Here is a 14580-nt window from a genome sequence, read left to right as displayed (position 1 = left end):
TCATTCTTCCTCCTGTACAGCGAAGTTTTCAAGTTCCCCATCTTCGCGTAAAATTTGAGTCAACTGATCTTCAACAGCCTTAAGCTTTGAATGGCAAAGCCTTGATAAATCCATTCCTTGTTTATATATGGAGATGGCTTCTTCCAACGGTACATCGCCTTCTTCCAATTGCTCTACAATTTTTTCGAGATTCTCCATCGCTTCTTCAAATGTAGCTTCCTGTTTTTTTGTCATGGTTCAATCCGCTCCTTTATTTCTTTAATTTCACATTCAAGTGTTCCATCTTTTATCGAAACCGCTATCTTATCCCCTTTGGATACTTGCTGTGTACTTTTCACCAATGTCTCATCCTCAGCAAAAACCAATCCATAACCCCGTTCCATGATTTTTAGTGGACTTAGGGCAGATAAAGTGGCAGTTATATGGACGAACTGCTGTGATTTTTGCCGATAGATGGCTTCCATGGCCCTACGTAAAACCTTTGCATGCTGCTGTAATTCATCTTTCGCATTTTGCACCGCTTGTTCAGGATGCTGTTTTTTCAGAATATCGTTCAGCTGATTCAGCTCATCTCTCTTTTTCATGAAATACCGGGTGCTGGTCCTTCCTAGCCTGTCCATCGTCTTGTCGAGCTGTTCCAGCTTCTGTTCATACATTTTATGTGGATAACGGAAGGCATAAGACCTCTCCATCCTGGTCAACCGGGTTCGTTCAAAATTCACCGCTTCTTGAATGGAGCGGGTCAATCGGTTCTTGCGGTTCATCAGGCGTTCGAGTATTTCATTCAAGTGAGGAACCGCTAACTCTGCTGCACCAGTCGGTGTAGGTGCACGCATATCGGCGACAAAATCAGCAATTGTAAAGTCGGTTTCGTGACCGACAGCAGAAATTACCGGTATATCGGAATCATAAATCGATTCAGCCACAATCTCCTCATTAAACGCCCATAGTTCCTCGATCGATCCGCCGCCCCTTCCGACAATGAGAACATCGCTTTCCGCCCTTGCGTTAGCCATGGAAATTGCCTTGGCAATCGATTTAGCTGCATTATTCCCTTGTACAAGGGCTGGATAAACGATGATCCTGGCAATTGGATATCTCCGCTTGATGGTTATCAGGATATCCCTTAATGCCGCTCCGGTCGGCGATGTTATGACACCTACAGACTTAGGGTACTGCGGGATCGGCTTCTTGTGTTCGGCCAAAAACAAACCTGCCGCCTCCAGCTTTTTCTTCAGCTGTTCATAGGCAAGATACAAATCCCCCACACCATCAGGGGCCATGCTTTTCACATAAAGCTGATACTGTCCCCCTGCTTCATATAATGATATATCACCCTTAACAAGTACCTTCATGCCATTTTCGGGCAGGAATTTCATCCCTTTATTATTGGCGGCAAACATAACGGAGAGGAGTCGGGCTTTCTCATCCTTTAAAGTAAAATACATATGTCCGCTTGTATGTTGTTTGAAATTCGAAATTTCACCTTTTATGTATACATTTTGCAAATGGGGGTCGGCATCGAACTTCCTTTTGATGTACTTCGTTAAAGCCGACACACTCAAATATTGTTGGTTGCTCATATCATGTCTCCTTCCGATGGAAATCGGATATAAAGAAAACCGCTATAGATTACACTTGAAACTTGATCAATCCATGAATGGAAAAAAGCGGTCTCCCGTTATTATAAAACAAGAGGTCCGCTTCTTTAAAATAATTTAACGTTTTTTCAGCTTTTTATTGCTTGCTCGTACTGTTCATGTGCTTTTTGAGCAGATTTGACCGTATTCTTCATAAGCATGGTAATCGTCATTGGACCAACGCCTTTAGGAACAGGTGTAATGTATGAAGCCTTATTTTTCACTTCATCAAACGCCACATCACCGCAAAGCTTCCCTTCATCATTCCTGTTCATTCCGACGTCAATGACGACTGCGCCTTCTTTAATATGGTCACTCGTAATCGTGTCCCTCTTTCCGACTGCTGCCACAACGACATCGGCTTGCTTTGTATAATAGGCAAGATCCTTTGTCCGTGAATGACAGTATGTAACGGTTGCATTTGCATTTAAAAATAATTGTCCAGCTGGTTTTCCGACGATATTACTTCTCCCTACGATGACAACATGCTTACCTTCAAGGTCATAGTCGATATACTCAAGCATCACCATGACGCCGTATGGAGTACAAGGTAAAAAGGCATCTTGCCCCGTCATCATCCGCCCAATATTAATCGGGTGGAATCCATCAACATCCTTTTCAGGCGAAATCGCTTCAATGATCGCTTTTTCCTGAATATGTCCAGGCAATGGCAGCTGCACCAATATACCATGAATGCTGTCATCCTGGTTTAATTCAGCAATGCTCTGAATTAATTCCTCCTGCGATAGCTCCTCAGGCTTTTTAATCAATACAGAATGCATGCCCAAATCCTCACAGGCCTTTTGCTTATTGCGCACATAAGTTTGTGATGCTTGATTGTCACCCACCAGGATTACAGCCAAACCCGGAACGATATTTTTTTCACGTAATTGTTGAACTTCCTTACTGATGTCCTGCCTAACTGACTCTGCAATTTCTTTACCATTAATGATTTGAGCTGACATGTGTTTATTCCTCCCAAGTTAATTTTGCTAAAGAAATTGCTGCGAGAATCCTTGTTCAAGGCTGCAACTTTAGCTGCCGCTTTTCACCTTTACCTTGGATAAAACGGCATTTACAAAGCTGCTCGATTGATCATCACCGAATTTCTTAGCAATTTCAATAGCTTCATTCATTGCAACACTTACAGGAACATCTTCACTGTGAACCATTTCATAAACCGCGATCCGCAGTAAATTCCGATCAATGTTCGCCAGTCTTTCCAACGTCCAATTCTCTAAATTGTCCCTGATCATTCCATCAATTTGTTCTCGATTTTCCGATATCCCCATTACTAATTTCCTGAAATATTCATCAGTTGGAGCACCATCCAATACGCTTTCCATTGCTTCTTCTGCATTCGAGTTGGCAATATCTATCTGATATAGTGCTTGAAGGGATTTTTCACGGGCTTCTCTTCTTTTCATAATCTTACTCCTTTAACATCTACTATTATATATGAAAATGCTAGAACAAACGAACATTAAATAACATTTTTTCAAAAATATTAAGATTTTCGCTATTTTTTTAAAAAAATCAAGCTAAATCCCACTAAATTCAAGGCCAAAAGGGTTCAATATCTTGAATCAAGATAACATCTCAAGATTACTTTCCAATTAAACGGCCAACACAGTCCCATACTTTTTGAAAGTGTCAAAAAGCTCATGCCTAGCTTTCATGCTCATATTTCACCTTTTACACTCTAACAGAAATCACCCTTGAATTAAAGGGAAACTTCCAGACACCGCTTTATTATGTTCATTTAAATTTAATATTATAAGCAGGCTCCAAATTAGGGGTATCACGGAGTATACATTCAAAAAAACAAAAACCCGGCTTTTTGCCGGGTTTTTGCAGGTGTGAATCGAATGAACACTTACACTTCTTGTTCGTAATCCGCTTCTTGCTTAGCGTTTTCAAACGCAATGCCCACTACATGAATGTTCACTTCGCCAGCGTCGATGGCGGTCATATTCAACAAAGCTTCACGAATGTTATCTTGCACTTCCTGAGCAACTTTCGGAATTGAAACACCAAACTTCATGACACAATAAAGTTCGACTTTGATGGATTCTCCCGTTAAGTCCACTTTAACACCTTTACCGTGGTTCTTTTTACCAAGCTTTTCAACAACACCCGTAGCGAAATTCCCGCGCATATGTGCAACACCTTCAACTTCAGATGCAGCGATACCCGCAATCACCTCTATTACCTCAGGCGCAATCTCCACTTTGCCCAGCCCACTATTATAATCATTCATTTCCAGTAATTGGCCTTCCATTTCACTCATTCAAAAGCACCTCCTGTCTTCCTTTACATTATGAGTTCATTACATCATATATTTCAAGGAATTTGGTATTAAATTCCCCGGAAACAAATTGTTCATGTTGAAGTAACTTAATATGGAAAGGAATTGTGGTACTGATCCCTTCAATGACAAACTCACCTAAGGCGCGTTTCATCTTCTCGATCGCCTCTTCTCTAGTCGATGCATGGACGATCAATTTAGCGATCATGGAATCGTAATACGGCGGTATCGAGTACCCAGGGTATGCCGCGGAATCCACACGAACTCCGTAGCCGCCTGGCGGTAAATACATTTGAATCTTACCTGCGGAAGGCATGAAATTCTTTTCTGGATTTTCCGCATTTATCCGGCATTCGATAGACCATCCGTTAAAAGTGACATCTTCTTGTGAAAGCGATAGTTTATTACCTGAAGCAACTTTGATCTGTTCTTTAATCAAATCCACGCCCGTTACCATTTCCGTAACTGGGTGTTCAACCTGGATACGTGTATTCATTTCCATAAAGTAGTATTTTCTATTCACATAGTCATAAATAAATTCTACTGTTCCGGCACCTGAATAATTAACGGCAAGTGCAGCCGTCACTGCCGCCTGCCCCATTTCCGCACGTGTTTCACCATCCAACGCTGGTGACGGGGTTTCTTCAACAAGTTTTTGCAAACGTCGTTGGACCGTACAATCACGCTCACCTAAATGGATGGCGTTGCCATGATTATCTGCCATGACCTGTATTTCAACGTGACGGAAGTCCTCGATGAACTTTTCAATATACACGCCAGGATTCCCAAATGCCGTAGCGGCTTCCTGTTGCGTAATGTTAATGCCCTTGATAAGATCTTCTTCCGTCCTCGCAACGCGGATACCTTTACCGCCTCCGCCGGCAGTAGCTTTGATGATGACTGGATAGCCCATTTCATTAGCTAGGGCTACACCCTCATCCGTATCTTTAATTATTCCTTTAGAACCTGGCACGATCGGTACACCAGCTTTGCGCATGGTTTCCCTTGCTACGTCCTTTGTTCCCATTTTATTGATAGCTTCGGGGCTAGGACCGATGAAAATGATATTGCATTCACGGCATAGCTCAGCAAAGTCGGCATTTTCAGCTAGGAATCCATATCCTGGATGAATTGCATCAGATCCCGTTTTCTTGGCTGTGCTGATAATGTTCGTTGTATTCAAATAACTGTCTTTTGATAATTTAGGACCGATACAATATGCTTCATCCGCAATTTGAACATGTAATGCTTCTTTATCTGCTTCTGAATAGACTGCAACAGTCTCGATTCCTAATTCCTTGCATGCCCGGATGATTCGGACAGCAATTTCCCCGCGATTGGCAATTAATACCTTTTTAATCATTTAGAAACAGCTCCTCATTCCGGCTTTACTAAAAATAACGGTTGACCATATTCTACAAGCTGCCCTTCTTTTACAAGGACTTCAACGATTTCACCGCTTACTTCAGCTTCGATTTCATTGAAAAGTTTCATGGCTTCCACGATGCAGACGATGGAATCCCCCGTTACTTTATCACCTGTTTTTACGTATGCAGGTGAATCCGGTGCAGGAGATTGGTAGAATGTCCCTACCATCGGAGAAGTGATTTTATGTAAATTTTCCTGTTCGCTGACTGCAGCGGCAGGTTTTGCTGGTTCAACAGCTTTCGTCACTGCAGGAGCAGGGGCCGCTGCGGGCTTGACCTCTACAGCTGCATTGGCTTGAACAACATCTGGAGCAGCTACTGATTGTAATACTGTACCCGCTTCAGTTTTTTTCAATTTAAGTTTCGTTCCTTCATTTTCAAAAACGAATTCATTGATATTTGATTGATCGACTAGCTTAATAATTTCACGAATTTCTTGCACTTTCATTTTGTGGCACCCCTTGTCTAATTTAGTATGAATTTGTGAGGCAATAATATTTTATGTAACCATACCCTTAGCTTATCCTACTTTGTCCAATACTGCACAAAGTAGCCGCTTTCTTTATGAGAATGCGAATAAACTGAATACAAACCTCATCTGTATTATAACAGATATTTCACTTTCTCAAAATATTGTTTCCCTAAGAAAATTGAAAAGTTTATGACCAGCTTCTAACATCATACAATATTAGCTTATACAAATTCAATGATAGATTAGTTGTAACTTATTATCCATACTTCTATCTTACACCTTTATTATAATATTGTGAATATTTTTCAACTGGGGCACCTTAACGCCTTCTCTTGAATTTTCCCTTTAATTCCTAAAAAATCAGCAACAATATCCATTTTTATTACTTTTCTAGAATATTACGGATGGTCATTTTCACCATTTTTATTTGAGTTCCTTATGCCAATTGACATAAAAAAACTTTTCCTCTAAAGTTTCCAGATTGTAAGATAGTTTAAAAAAAAATCATAATAAAAAAGCCTCCTTTTTTTACTAAGGGGGCTTTCAAAATTTTAGGAAGTTGAACTGTTCTGTATCAGCATTTTTTTCTGTATGTGTGTTTACTTTTCCGGTTGGAAATCGACAACAACATTTTGTGCATCGCTCACTTCTTTCCTTACAAGGCGGATAATGTTATTGGCCTCTGTTTTCGTTTGTTTATCGGCCTTGACACTCACCTTTACATCCGTACCGTCCACCCGGACCAGTGCGGCATTGTAATCCATGGCAACTATTAAGTTTTCGATGATATTTTCTTTTACTTTCGTTTCACTTAATTGTTCGATTTTTGCATAAGCCTCGTCTCTTTCTTCAGCTGATAGTTCTGTGTTGCCCATCTTTGCAGTCAATTCTTCATTCAGCTTCGCCCGTTCATCTTCGATCTGCATCCTTAACGATTCGAACTCATCTCCAGATGCAATGGTTACAGAGGAACCTTCTGTATTTTTGGTCGTTTCTTTTTCACTTTTATTTTCCCCTTTTGTATCCGCTTTGTTCTCTGTTTTAGTTTCTGCTTTATTTTCTTGTTGCTCTGTTGCCGTCATATCGGCGGCATTTTCTTCAGGAGCGGTTAGATAATAGACTGAAAGCACAACGACCAAACTTAGCATAGTCAATAACCAAACGGTTTGTTTTTTTAATAACATGTAGATTTTCCCCCTTATTTTTTAGGCATGACAGAAACCCTGTGACTCGGTACATCAAGTGAGCGTGTGACAGCCTCGATGATCCACTTCTTTATTTGAATGTTTTCGGCCCCTTTAGCGACAACCAGGACTCCTCGTACACTAGGTTTTTTCGTTTCCGAAATGATCGGTCCTTCTTTTTCACCGCTCTTGACCAAAACTAGCTGTTCATCAACAGATGTGTCTTCGACCGTCCTTTTTCCGCCTTCCTGGTCGGTTTCTTCAGTGACTTGTTTTTGGGTGACTTTGTTTCTTTCATATACTTTTTTCTCGGATGCATCGACGTAGATCACGACTTTTACATCCTGGACGCCTGCGATGGATTCAAGCGCTTCCTTCATTTCATTTTGAAGATATATTTCATAGTCTTTTGTTGTCTTGAATTCTGATTTCTTCTGGCCGAATGTTTCAACATCCCCCTCATCATCCTGCTGTTTATCATTATTGAATACAGTCTTCACTTCAGGTGTTTGTCCAGTCTGGTTGGTGGTTAACAAATTCCCGGCCATCATGATTCCCGCTCCCAAAAGGACAACTATTAGAGCATAGACATACAGGGAAGGTTTTTTTTCCTTAGGCTCTTTTTGGTCAGGGTCTTTATTTAATAGTTTTTGCAGCCAGGATAATGGACCTTTGTCTTTGTTCAATACTCAGTCACTTCCTTTCCCCGGCAATTTCAATGATTTCTTCATCAACAGACCAACTTGTTGCCAGAAACCTTTTGACAGCATCCAGATTGGCATCATTCGAAGTGGATGGGCCATCTGCATTGATATCAACCTTCGCTACTGCCTCTATCTCCGAGTTTTCTTTCCCTTCTGCCTTTTCCAATGAGATGGTTATGTTCTGCAGATCATCAACACCCGGTTCTTCCTCATTCTTGACCCCTACATCAATTGAACTAATCTTCATGTTATAATCCACCATCAGCTCCTCTTCCACTTCTGCCTGTAAGTCAACAGCCATTTGTTTTAAAATATATGCACCCTGGGTAGCTTGTATTTCTTTTTTCTTCATTTCTGTCAAATTTCCTAAATCTTTTTTTTCCTGATCCTCAAATTCACTAGTAGCGGCAGTGAGAATATCGTCGAAATCCATATTGAATAATCCCAATATAGGAGTGATGATGATTGCAATCAGTAAAAGTCCGATGACCATTTTTGCATACTTCTGTAAAGCTGAATTGGGAAGAAGCATATCAATCACAGTAGCCAGCAATACAAAAATGATGATGTTGGATACCCAGCCAGCTAAAAAACTCACCAAGCCCTCCTCCTTTCTAACGAACCATCAGGGTAATGTTTCCAGAGGCGATTATGACCGTGACACTTAAAAAAAACATGAGTGAGACAATGGCCAATGCAGCGAAAATATAAATCATGCTTTTACTTATAATGTCAAGGCATTTTATTACAGGTCCTCCGCCCAGCGGCTGTAAAAGACTCGCTGCCAATTTATATACAAAAGAAATCATCAAGATTTTTATGGCGGGAAATGTGGTAATGAGCAAGAGAATGATGACGCCTGACAAGCCAACAGTATTTTTCAAAAGAACGGAGGCACTGATGACCGTATCCGTTGCATCGGTAAACATGCGCCCTATTACCGGTATAAAGTTACCTGTCACGAATTTGGCTGTCCTGATGGTCACTCCGTCTGCTACAGCTGACGATGCTCCCTGAACGGAGATCACACCAAGGAATATGGTCATGAATGCTCCGAGGATACCGATGGCAAAATTACGGAGAAGTTGTGCCATCTGAGTCACTTTGTAATGTTCGGTCAGCGTGCTGACTATGCTTAAAATCGCTGCAAAGAATAATAACGGAAGGACGACAAACTGGATCAAGATGCCGCTTGTATTCATCAAAAACATCAATACCGGATGAAAGAATGCTGCCGAAACAAGTCCGCCTGAAGCAGCTATCAATGCCAAGAGTAAGGGGATGAGCGCCATTAAAAAGGAAATCATCAAATCTATCGTATCTTTTGTATATTCCATCGCCACATGAAAACTGTTAAGTGCCAAAATGATCAGCACCATATAAACGATTGCATAAGCGACCTTACTTACGGAGCTTTGCTCGAACGCATTCTGCAAAGACTGGAGGAACATGCTGAAAACGGTTAATAAAATGAGTGATCCCAGCAGCTTTCCATTCACGAGCAGTTCATGAAAGATGAATTTTGTCATTCCCTTTATCCATTGGTCAAAGGAAAATTTCTTATCGCCGCTGACAAAATCCATAAAGCTCCCTTTCTGGCTTTCCGGTAAGAATCCTCCATATTCCGTAACGATGTCATCCCAATATTGTTTGAGCTCATCGACACCCAGCCTTTCTATTTGGGCTTGTACCAGTTCGGACTGCATGATCGGCTCTTGATCGATTTCGCCATTTTCTGGATTTTCGGCAGCTTGTCCAATAGATGCATGCAAAAAAAAGAGTAAAACGAATAGAATGGATAAGTAAGGCATCCGCTGCTTCATACATTCACCTCATTGACTAGTAGGAATAATCCGTTAACTTGGGAGCATCTGTAAAATCGTTTCGATAATGACCGTCAAAATCGGAATCGCCATGGCAAGAATCAAGATTTTTCCGCTCAATTCTATTTTGGAAGCTAGCGAGCCTTGCCCCGCATCTTTTGTAATTTGAGAAGCGAATTCTGCAATATAGGCAATTCCGATTATTTTTAAGATGGTCTCTAGATACACGGTATTTACATTCGCATTAACTGCAATTTTTTCTAACATTAAAATGATTTCGTATATTTTGTCAGCTAAAAAAAGAAAGATGGAGCACCCTGCAAAAACGACTAGCAGGAATGCGAAATTTGGTTTTTGCTCTTTGACGATCAGTGCCAAAAAGGTGGCAACTAGGGCAATGGCCACGATTTTTATGATTTCAATCGCGAATCCCTCCCTTACTGAAATAGAAATACAGATTTAATTTTTTGAAATAAATCCTCTACAACAGAAGCAACCATGAATAAAATATAGATAAATCCGAAAAGTGTCACCCACTGGGCATATTCCTTCTTCCCAACCTGATCGAGTATCGTGTGAAGAAATGCCACAACTAGCCCCACACCCGCTATTTTAAATATGATGTCCACATCAATGCCCATTTCCATTCCCCCCACATATTCCTACATCAGCAAGATGATCAATAATAGCCCTGTTAAAAAACCAAGACTTTTCATCATTTTTTCATATTTCCCCTGGCGGTCGAGTGCATCGCTCTCTTCCCGTTCCAAGTGTGCCATCGTTAGCATGATTTGCTTTTGCTGATGATATTTATCGCTTTTTCCAAGCGTCTCCCCAAACTGTGAAAGAATCTCGAATTCTCCCTGTTGTAAAGCAAGGGATTGCCATATTTTCTTTAAACTATCATCCCATGCTTCTTTGACGGTGGTCTCACCTGACTCGAGTCGATTTGCAAATGTATCGAAAAAGATGGATAAAGGTTTGGCCATCTGTTTAGAAAGTTTCCTTGCCGCTTCTTTCAAGGGTGTATGACCATACATGATTTCAGCTTCAAGCGATTGCATGGCGACTTTCAGTTGTCTTAGTTGACGAGGCCTCATACTTAATTTTTTCGAAGCTTCGAAACCTGCCCATGTAGTTGCAATAATAATTATCGCTGCTCCTATTATCTTAAACATGCGGGTTCACACCTTCTCCCAAGAAAATGGGAACCCCCGCTGCATCAAGGACTTTGTAGCTCCGCTTACCGGATTTACTTCTCTGTAATTCTATAAAACGTTCAAAGATGTTTTGCTTTAATATTTCAGCGATAAAAGGTCGCTTCTTAACCTCATCCAGTGTATGGCCATGTGTGGTTATCATGAGTTTAATGCCTGCATTCACCGCTTCCAGCACAGCCTGTGTATCTGCTGCACGACCTATTTCATCCACGATCAATACATCCGGGGACATTGAACGGATCATCATCATCATCCCTTCCGCTTTAGGACATCCATCGAGCACATCAACCCTTGTTCCAAATTTGAGCTGCGGCACTCCATGAACACATCCGGCAATTTCCGAGCGCTCGTCCACAATCCCCACCTTTTGAGAGGCGATGCCGCGTTTTTCATTACCACTGGATATCATTCTTGCAATATCACGTAATATGGTCGTTTTTCCCGTTTGCGGAGCACCGATCAACATAGTATGCTGCCATTCTTCGTCATACAAATATGAAGTGAGTGGTTCAGCTGCACCTATTTTTTCACGCGCAACCCGAATATTGAATGAGGATATATCCCTGATCGCTTTGACCGACCCATTTTCAAGGATCACCTTTCCAGCAAGCCCCACCCGATGTCCGCCCGCTATGGTTATATAACCTCGCTTTAATTCTTCCTCAAGTGTATATAACGAAAATTGACCTATTTGATTCAATAATTGATCTGCATCCAGATGGGTCACTTCATAGGAAAAGAAGTATGGTTTCCCTCCCACGATGACCTCAAGCGGCCTTCCAACCCGAATTCGCAGCTCTTCCATCCTATCGATCATCATCGGTGTCATACCCCGGAGTTGCTCGTTTAATTTTTTCGGTAAAAAAGAAAGAATCGTTTCCATTTTGACAATCCTCCTGTATACACCACTTTCAATAAAATATATGCCGACAAGCCCATTATGATGACAGGCTATTAAAGAAACAGACCGATTATTGATTTTTTAATCTTCCGAGATCAAAAAAAAAAACAAAAAAAAAGACCGAGAAATAATCTCGGTCTACAGTCTGTAGACAAATTCGAAGAAAACGAGTTTGCCTAAGTTTTTTATGGCTGTACAATTTGGACGTTGATTTCCACTCCAGGCACTCGTTTTCCGCGGGCGGTCCGGGAGCCTCCTCGGCGCCTTTGCGCCTGTGGGGGTCTCCCTTGGACACACTTTTCCCGCAGGAGTCTCGTACCTTCCGTTCTCAATCAACTTTGGTTTAACATTAAGATAGACCCCTTCCTACAGTCTTTTTAAAATAGGCGGATGAAAAAACTTGAGGTGATAAGGATTCTTTTTTAAACATGATTCTATTCAGCGAGATCAGCTTGAAATGATTACTTTAAACCAAATAAATGGTGCCAGCTTGTAAAATGGAGATTAAAGAGGGCTATCATGTGTACAAATCATCCTAATCCATTTGTGCGACTCGTTCATTTTTATCACAGTGTACAGAAAGTAAGGACCATCAGAAAGTGGTGACACTCCATATTTGGCAAGAATAAATGGAAGAAGCAGATCATCTGCGTCATCATGGAGTCCAATCCAATAAAAAATCAAAAAGGTTTCGGAATAAGAACATTCCGAAACCTTTTTGTCTACAAACGGAGGCCGAGAAATTAATCTCGGCCTCCTTTCATTTATGCACGTGATACGTAAGATCCTTCATTAGTGTTGATCAATAATTTGTCACCTTGGTTGATGAAGAATGGAACTTGAACCGAAAGGCCCGTCTCAAGTACGGCTGATTTCGTGCCGCCTGAAGATGTATCTCCTTTAATTCCCGGCTCAGTCTCCGCCACTTCAAGTTCCACTGTGTTTGGAAGCTCGACCCCAAGTGTTTCCGATTGGAAAGTCATGATATGTACTTCCATATTTTCCTTAAGGAATTTAAGTTCACGTTCAATGCTTGAAGCAGGCAGTTCGATTTGGTCATACGTTTCGTTATCCATGAATACATGGCTATCTCCACTTGCATAAAGGTACTGCATCTTGCGGTTTTCAATATGTGCTTTAGCGACTTTTTCACCAGCACGGAATGTTTTCTCCTGGATTGAACCCGTACGAAGGTTACGAAGTTTAGAACGTACAAAAGCTGCACCTTTCCCAGGTTTAACATGTTGGAACTCGATAACCTGCCAAATTCCATTATCTACTTCAATTGTAACACCCGTGCGAAAATCGTTTACAGAAATCATAAATTTGTCCTCCTACATGTACATGTTTACAGAATGATTAACTCTTTGGTTGAATGAGTAAGTGCTTCGTTACCTTCAATTGTAACGATTGTATCATCTTCAATCCGCACTCCGCCTACACCCGGTAAGTAAATGCCCGGTTCAACGGTTACAGCCATACCTGGTTCTAAAATGATATCAGACCTTAAGGATAATGCTGGACCTTCATGAACTTCAAGACCGATTCCATGTCCGGTCGAATGACCAAAATACTGCCCATATCCCTTTTCTTCAATTAGATTACGAGTTAGTGCATCCGCTTCCCTGCCAGTCATACCAGGTTTGATCCCAGCCATTCCCCGCAGTTGAGCTTCCAAAACAATGTCATAAATATTAATAAGTTCTTCACTTGGCTTGCCAACTGCTAATGTCCGAGTGATGTCAGACACATATCCGTTATAGTATGCCCCGTAATCCAATGTGACAAAATCGCCCTTTTCGATGATTTTATCCGTAGCCACTCCATGCGGAAGTGCGGACCTTATGCCGGATGCTACAATGATATCGAAGGAAGAAGAGGTTGCCCCTTGTTTCCTCATAAAGAATTCAAGCTCATTGGATACATCCAGTTCCGAGATCCCTGGACGCAGGAAATCCAGGATATGTGTAAACGCAGCATCAGCAATAGCAGCCGCTTCCTTTAATATCTTAATCTCTGATGAAGTCTTTATCAAGCGTAAATTCTCAATGACACCTGACACCGGCGAAAGTTGACCATCAATGGCCGCCTCGTATGCCTTATATGTAGCATAAGTCAGGTGCTCTTGCTCAAAGCCCAGCTTGCCGATATTCATCGCTTTAGCCTGCTTGCCCACTTCTTCGATGATGGTTCCTTTATGTTGAACGATCTCATAATCCGGTGCCTGCTTGCCCGCTTGTTCCACGTATCGGAAATCAGTGATGAATTTAGCTTCTTTTTGGGAAATAAGGACAACGCCTGCACTTCCCGTAAAATTGGTCATGAATCGGCGGTTATATGTACTGGTGATCAAAAAACCATCAATGCCCACCTTTTCCATTGAGGCCCTTAAGCGCATTAGTTTATTCATTTAATTTCTCCCCTTTGCAATCTTTGTGATCGCCTGCAACGCCAATTCATATCCGTGTATCCCCAAGCCGACAATCTGTCCCGCCGATACCGCCGCGGTCACTGATTCATGCCGAAAGCTTTCACGGGCATGTATGTTCGAAATATGCACTTCCACAACAGGAACATCAATTCCGGCTATTGCATCACGAATCGCATAGCTATAATGAGTAAAAGCTCCAGGATTAATAATAATCCCGTCGATCCCATAATCCTCTGACCAATGTAGCTTGTCGATAATCGCTCCTTCATGGTTTGTTTGAAAAGAGGTTAATTCCACATTTAACCCTTGAGCTTGCTGCATCAATTGTGCTTCCACATCCGCAAGCGTCGAGGATCCATAATGCGCAGGTTCCCGCTTCCCCAAGCGATTTAAATTCGGACCATTGATTAGTAAAATTTTTGTCATCATCAAACACCTGCTCATGTTAAAAGAATGCTTTCCAAGAACAT

Annotated in this window: 18 protein-coding genes; all 18 read right to left on the bottom strand. The window is 41.5% G+C overall.

Features of this window, described 5'->3' with window-relative positions; translation table 11 throughout:
* On the bottom strand, positions 1–234 hold the full coding sequence (locus ACFRAK_RS12030; RefSeq protein ID WP_034308286.1) for an exodeoxyribonuclease VII small subunit: 234 nt from the start codon (positions 232–234) through the stop codon (positions 1–3).
* Complete coding sequence (xseA, locus tag ACFRAK_RS12025; protein WP_260284664.1) at positions 231–1583, bottom strand: exodeoxyribonuclease VII large subunit; 1353 nt, start codon at positions 1581–1583, stop codon at positions 231–233. The genes ACFRAK_RS12030 and xseA overlap by 4 nt, the downstream gene beginning before the upstream one ends.
* A 146-nt stretch (positions 1584–1729) precedes the next feature.
* Positions 1730–2605: a bifunctional methylenetetrahydrofolate dehydrogenase/methenyltetrahydrofolate cyclohydrolase FolD gene (gene folD / locus ACFRAK_RS12020; protein ID WP_387705954.1), complete on the bottom strand. Its 876-nt coding sequence runs from the start codon at positions 2603–2605 to the stop codon at positions 1730–1732.
* Positions 2606–2674: 69 nt separating this feature from the next.
* Positions 2675–3067, bottom strand: a complete 393-nt coding sequence (nusB, locus tag ACFRAK_RS12015) for a transcription antitermination factor NusB (protein WP_387597877.1) — start codon at positions 3065–3067, stop codon at positions 2675–2677.
* A 449-nt stretch (positions 3068–3516) separates the two neighbouring features.
* The gene (locus ACFRAK_RS12010; protein WP_222620245.1) at positions 3517–3921 is read right to left on the bottom strand and encodes an Asp23/Gls24 family envelope stress response protein; all 405 of its coding nucleotides are present in this window, start codon (positions 3919–3921) and stop codon (positions 3517–3519) included.
* A 37-nt stretch (positions 3922–3958) separates the two neighbouring features.
* Positions 3959–5311, bottom strand: a complete 1353-nt coding sequence (gene accC, locus ACFRAK_RS12005; RefSeq protein WP_260284667.1) for an acetyl-CoA carboxylase biotin carboxylase subunit — start codon at positions 5309–5311, stop codon at positions 3959–3961.
* 14 nt (positions 5312–5325) lie between these two features.
* Positions 5326–5823 carry an acetyl-CoA carboxylase biotin carboxyl carrier protein gene (accB, locus tag ACFRAK_RS12000; RefSeq protein WP_260284668.1) on the bottom strand — a complete coding sequence of 166 codons (498 nt, stop codon included), beginning with the start codon at positions 5821–5823 and terminating at the stop codon, positions 5326–5328.
* A 623-nt stretch (positions 5824–6446) separates the two neighbouring features.
* Entirely contained in the window at positions 6447–7031 is a 585-nt protein-coding gene (locus ACFRAK_RS11995) for a SpoIIIAH-like family protein (protein ID WP_192205459.1), read from the bottom strand.
* Positions 7032–7045: 14 nt separating this feature from the next.
* Entirely contained in the window at positions 7046–7717 is a 672-nt protein-coding gene (gene spoIIIAG / locus ACFRAK_RS11990; RefSeq protein ID WP_063233088.1) for a stage III sporulation protein AG, read from the bottom strand.
* Between the two features lie 7 nt (positions 7718–7724).
* Positions 7725–8333, bottom strand: a complete 609-nt coding sequence (spoIIIAF, locus tag ACFRAK_RS11985) for a stage III sporulation protein AF (RefSeq protein WP_387597883.1) — start codon at positions 8331–8333, stop codon at positions 7725–7727.
* Between the two features lie 16 nt (positions 8334–8349).
* Positions 8350–9558, bottom strand: coding sequence for a stage III sporulation protein AE (spoIIIAE, locus tag ACFRAK_RS11980; protein ID WP_192205462.1), 1209 nt, complete (start codon positions 9556–9558; stop codon positions 8350–8352).
* A 33-nt stretch (positions 9559–9591) separates the two neighbouring features.
* Positions 9592–9981, bottom strand: a complete 390-nt coding sequence (gene spoIIIAD, locus ACFRAK_RS11975; protein ID WP_228467710.1) for a stage III sporulation protein AD — start codon at positions 9979–9981, stop codon at positions 9592–9594.
* Between the two features lie 14 nt (positions 9982–9995).
* Positions 9996–10199, bottom strand: a complete 204-nt coding sequence (gene spoIIIAC / locus ACFRAK_RS11970) for a stage III sporulation protein AC (protein WP_034308319.1) — start codon at positions 10197–10199, stop codon at positions 9996–9998.
* Between the two features lie 21 nt (positions 10200–10220).
* A complete protein-coding gene (gene spoIIIAB, locus ACFRAK_RS11965; RefSeq protein WP_387707628.1) occupies positions 10221–10736 on the bottom strand; it encodes a stage III sporulation protein SpoIIIAB in 516 nt (171 codons plus the stop codon).
* Positions 10729–11661 carry a stage III sporulation protein AA gene (gene spoIIIAA, locus ACFRAK_RS11960; RefSeq protein WP_387597888.1) on the bottom strand — a complete coding sequence of 311 codons (933 nt, stop codon included), beginning with the start codon at positions 11659–11661 and terminating at the stop codon, positions 10729–10731. The genes spoIIIAB and spoIIIAA overlap by 8 nt, the downstream gene beginning before the upstream one ends.
* A gap of 782 nt (positions 11662–12443) precedes the next feature.
* A complete protein-coding gene (efp, locus tag ACFRAK_RS11955; RefSeq protein WP_192205468.1) occupies positions 12444–13001 on the bottom strand; it encodes an elongation factor P in 558 nt (185 codons plus the stop codon).
* Between the two features lie 26 nt (positions 13002–13027).
* Positions 13028–14089 carry a M24 family metallopeptidase gene (locus ACFRAK_RS11950; RefSeq protein ID WP_098369833.1) on the bottom strand — a complete coding sequence of 354 codons (1062 nt, stop codon included), beginning with the start codon at positions 14087–14089 and terminating at the stop codon, positions 13028–13030.
* On the bottom strand, positions 14090–14536 hold the full coding sequence (gene aroQ, locus ACFRAK_RS11945; protein WP_260284837.1) for a type II 3-dehydroquinate dehydratase: 447 nt from the start codon (positions 14534–14536) through the stop codon (positions 14090–14092).
* Positions 14537–14580 lie beyond the last annotated feature (44 nt).

The organism is Peribacillus sp. NPDC056705 (genome assembly GCF_043656335.1).
Note: the sequence above shows the minus strand (reverse complement) of the source record. Positions and strands in the feature narration are given on the sequence as shown.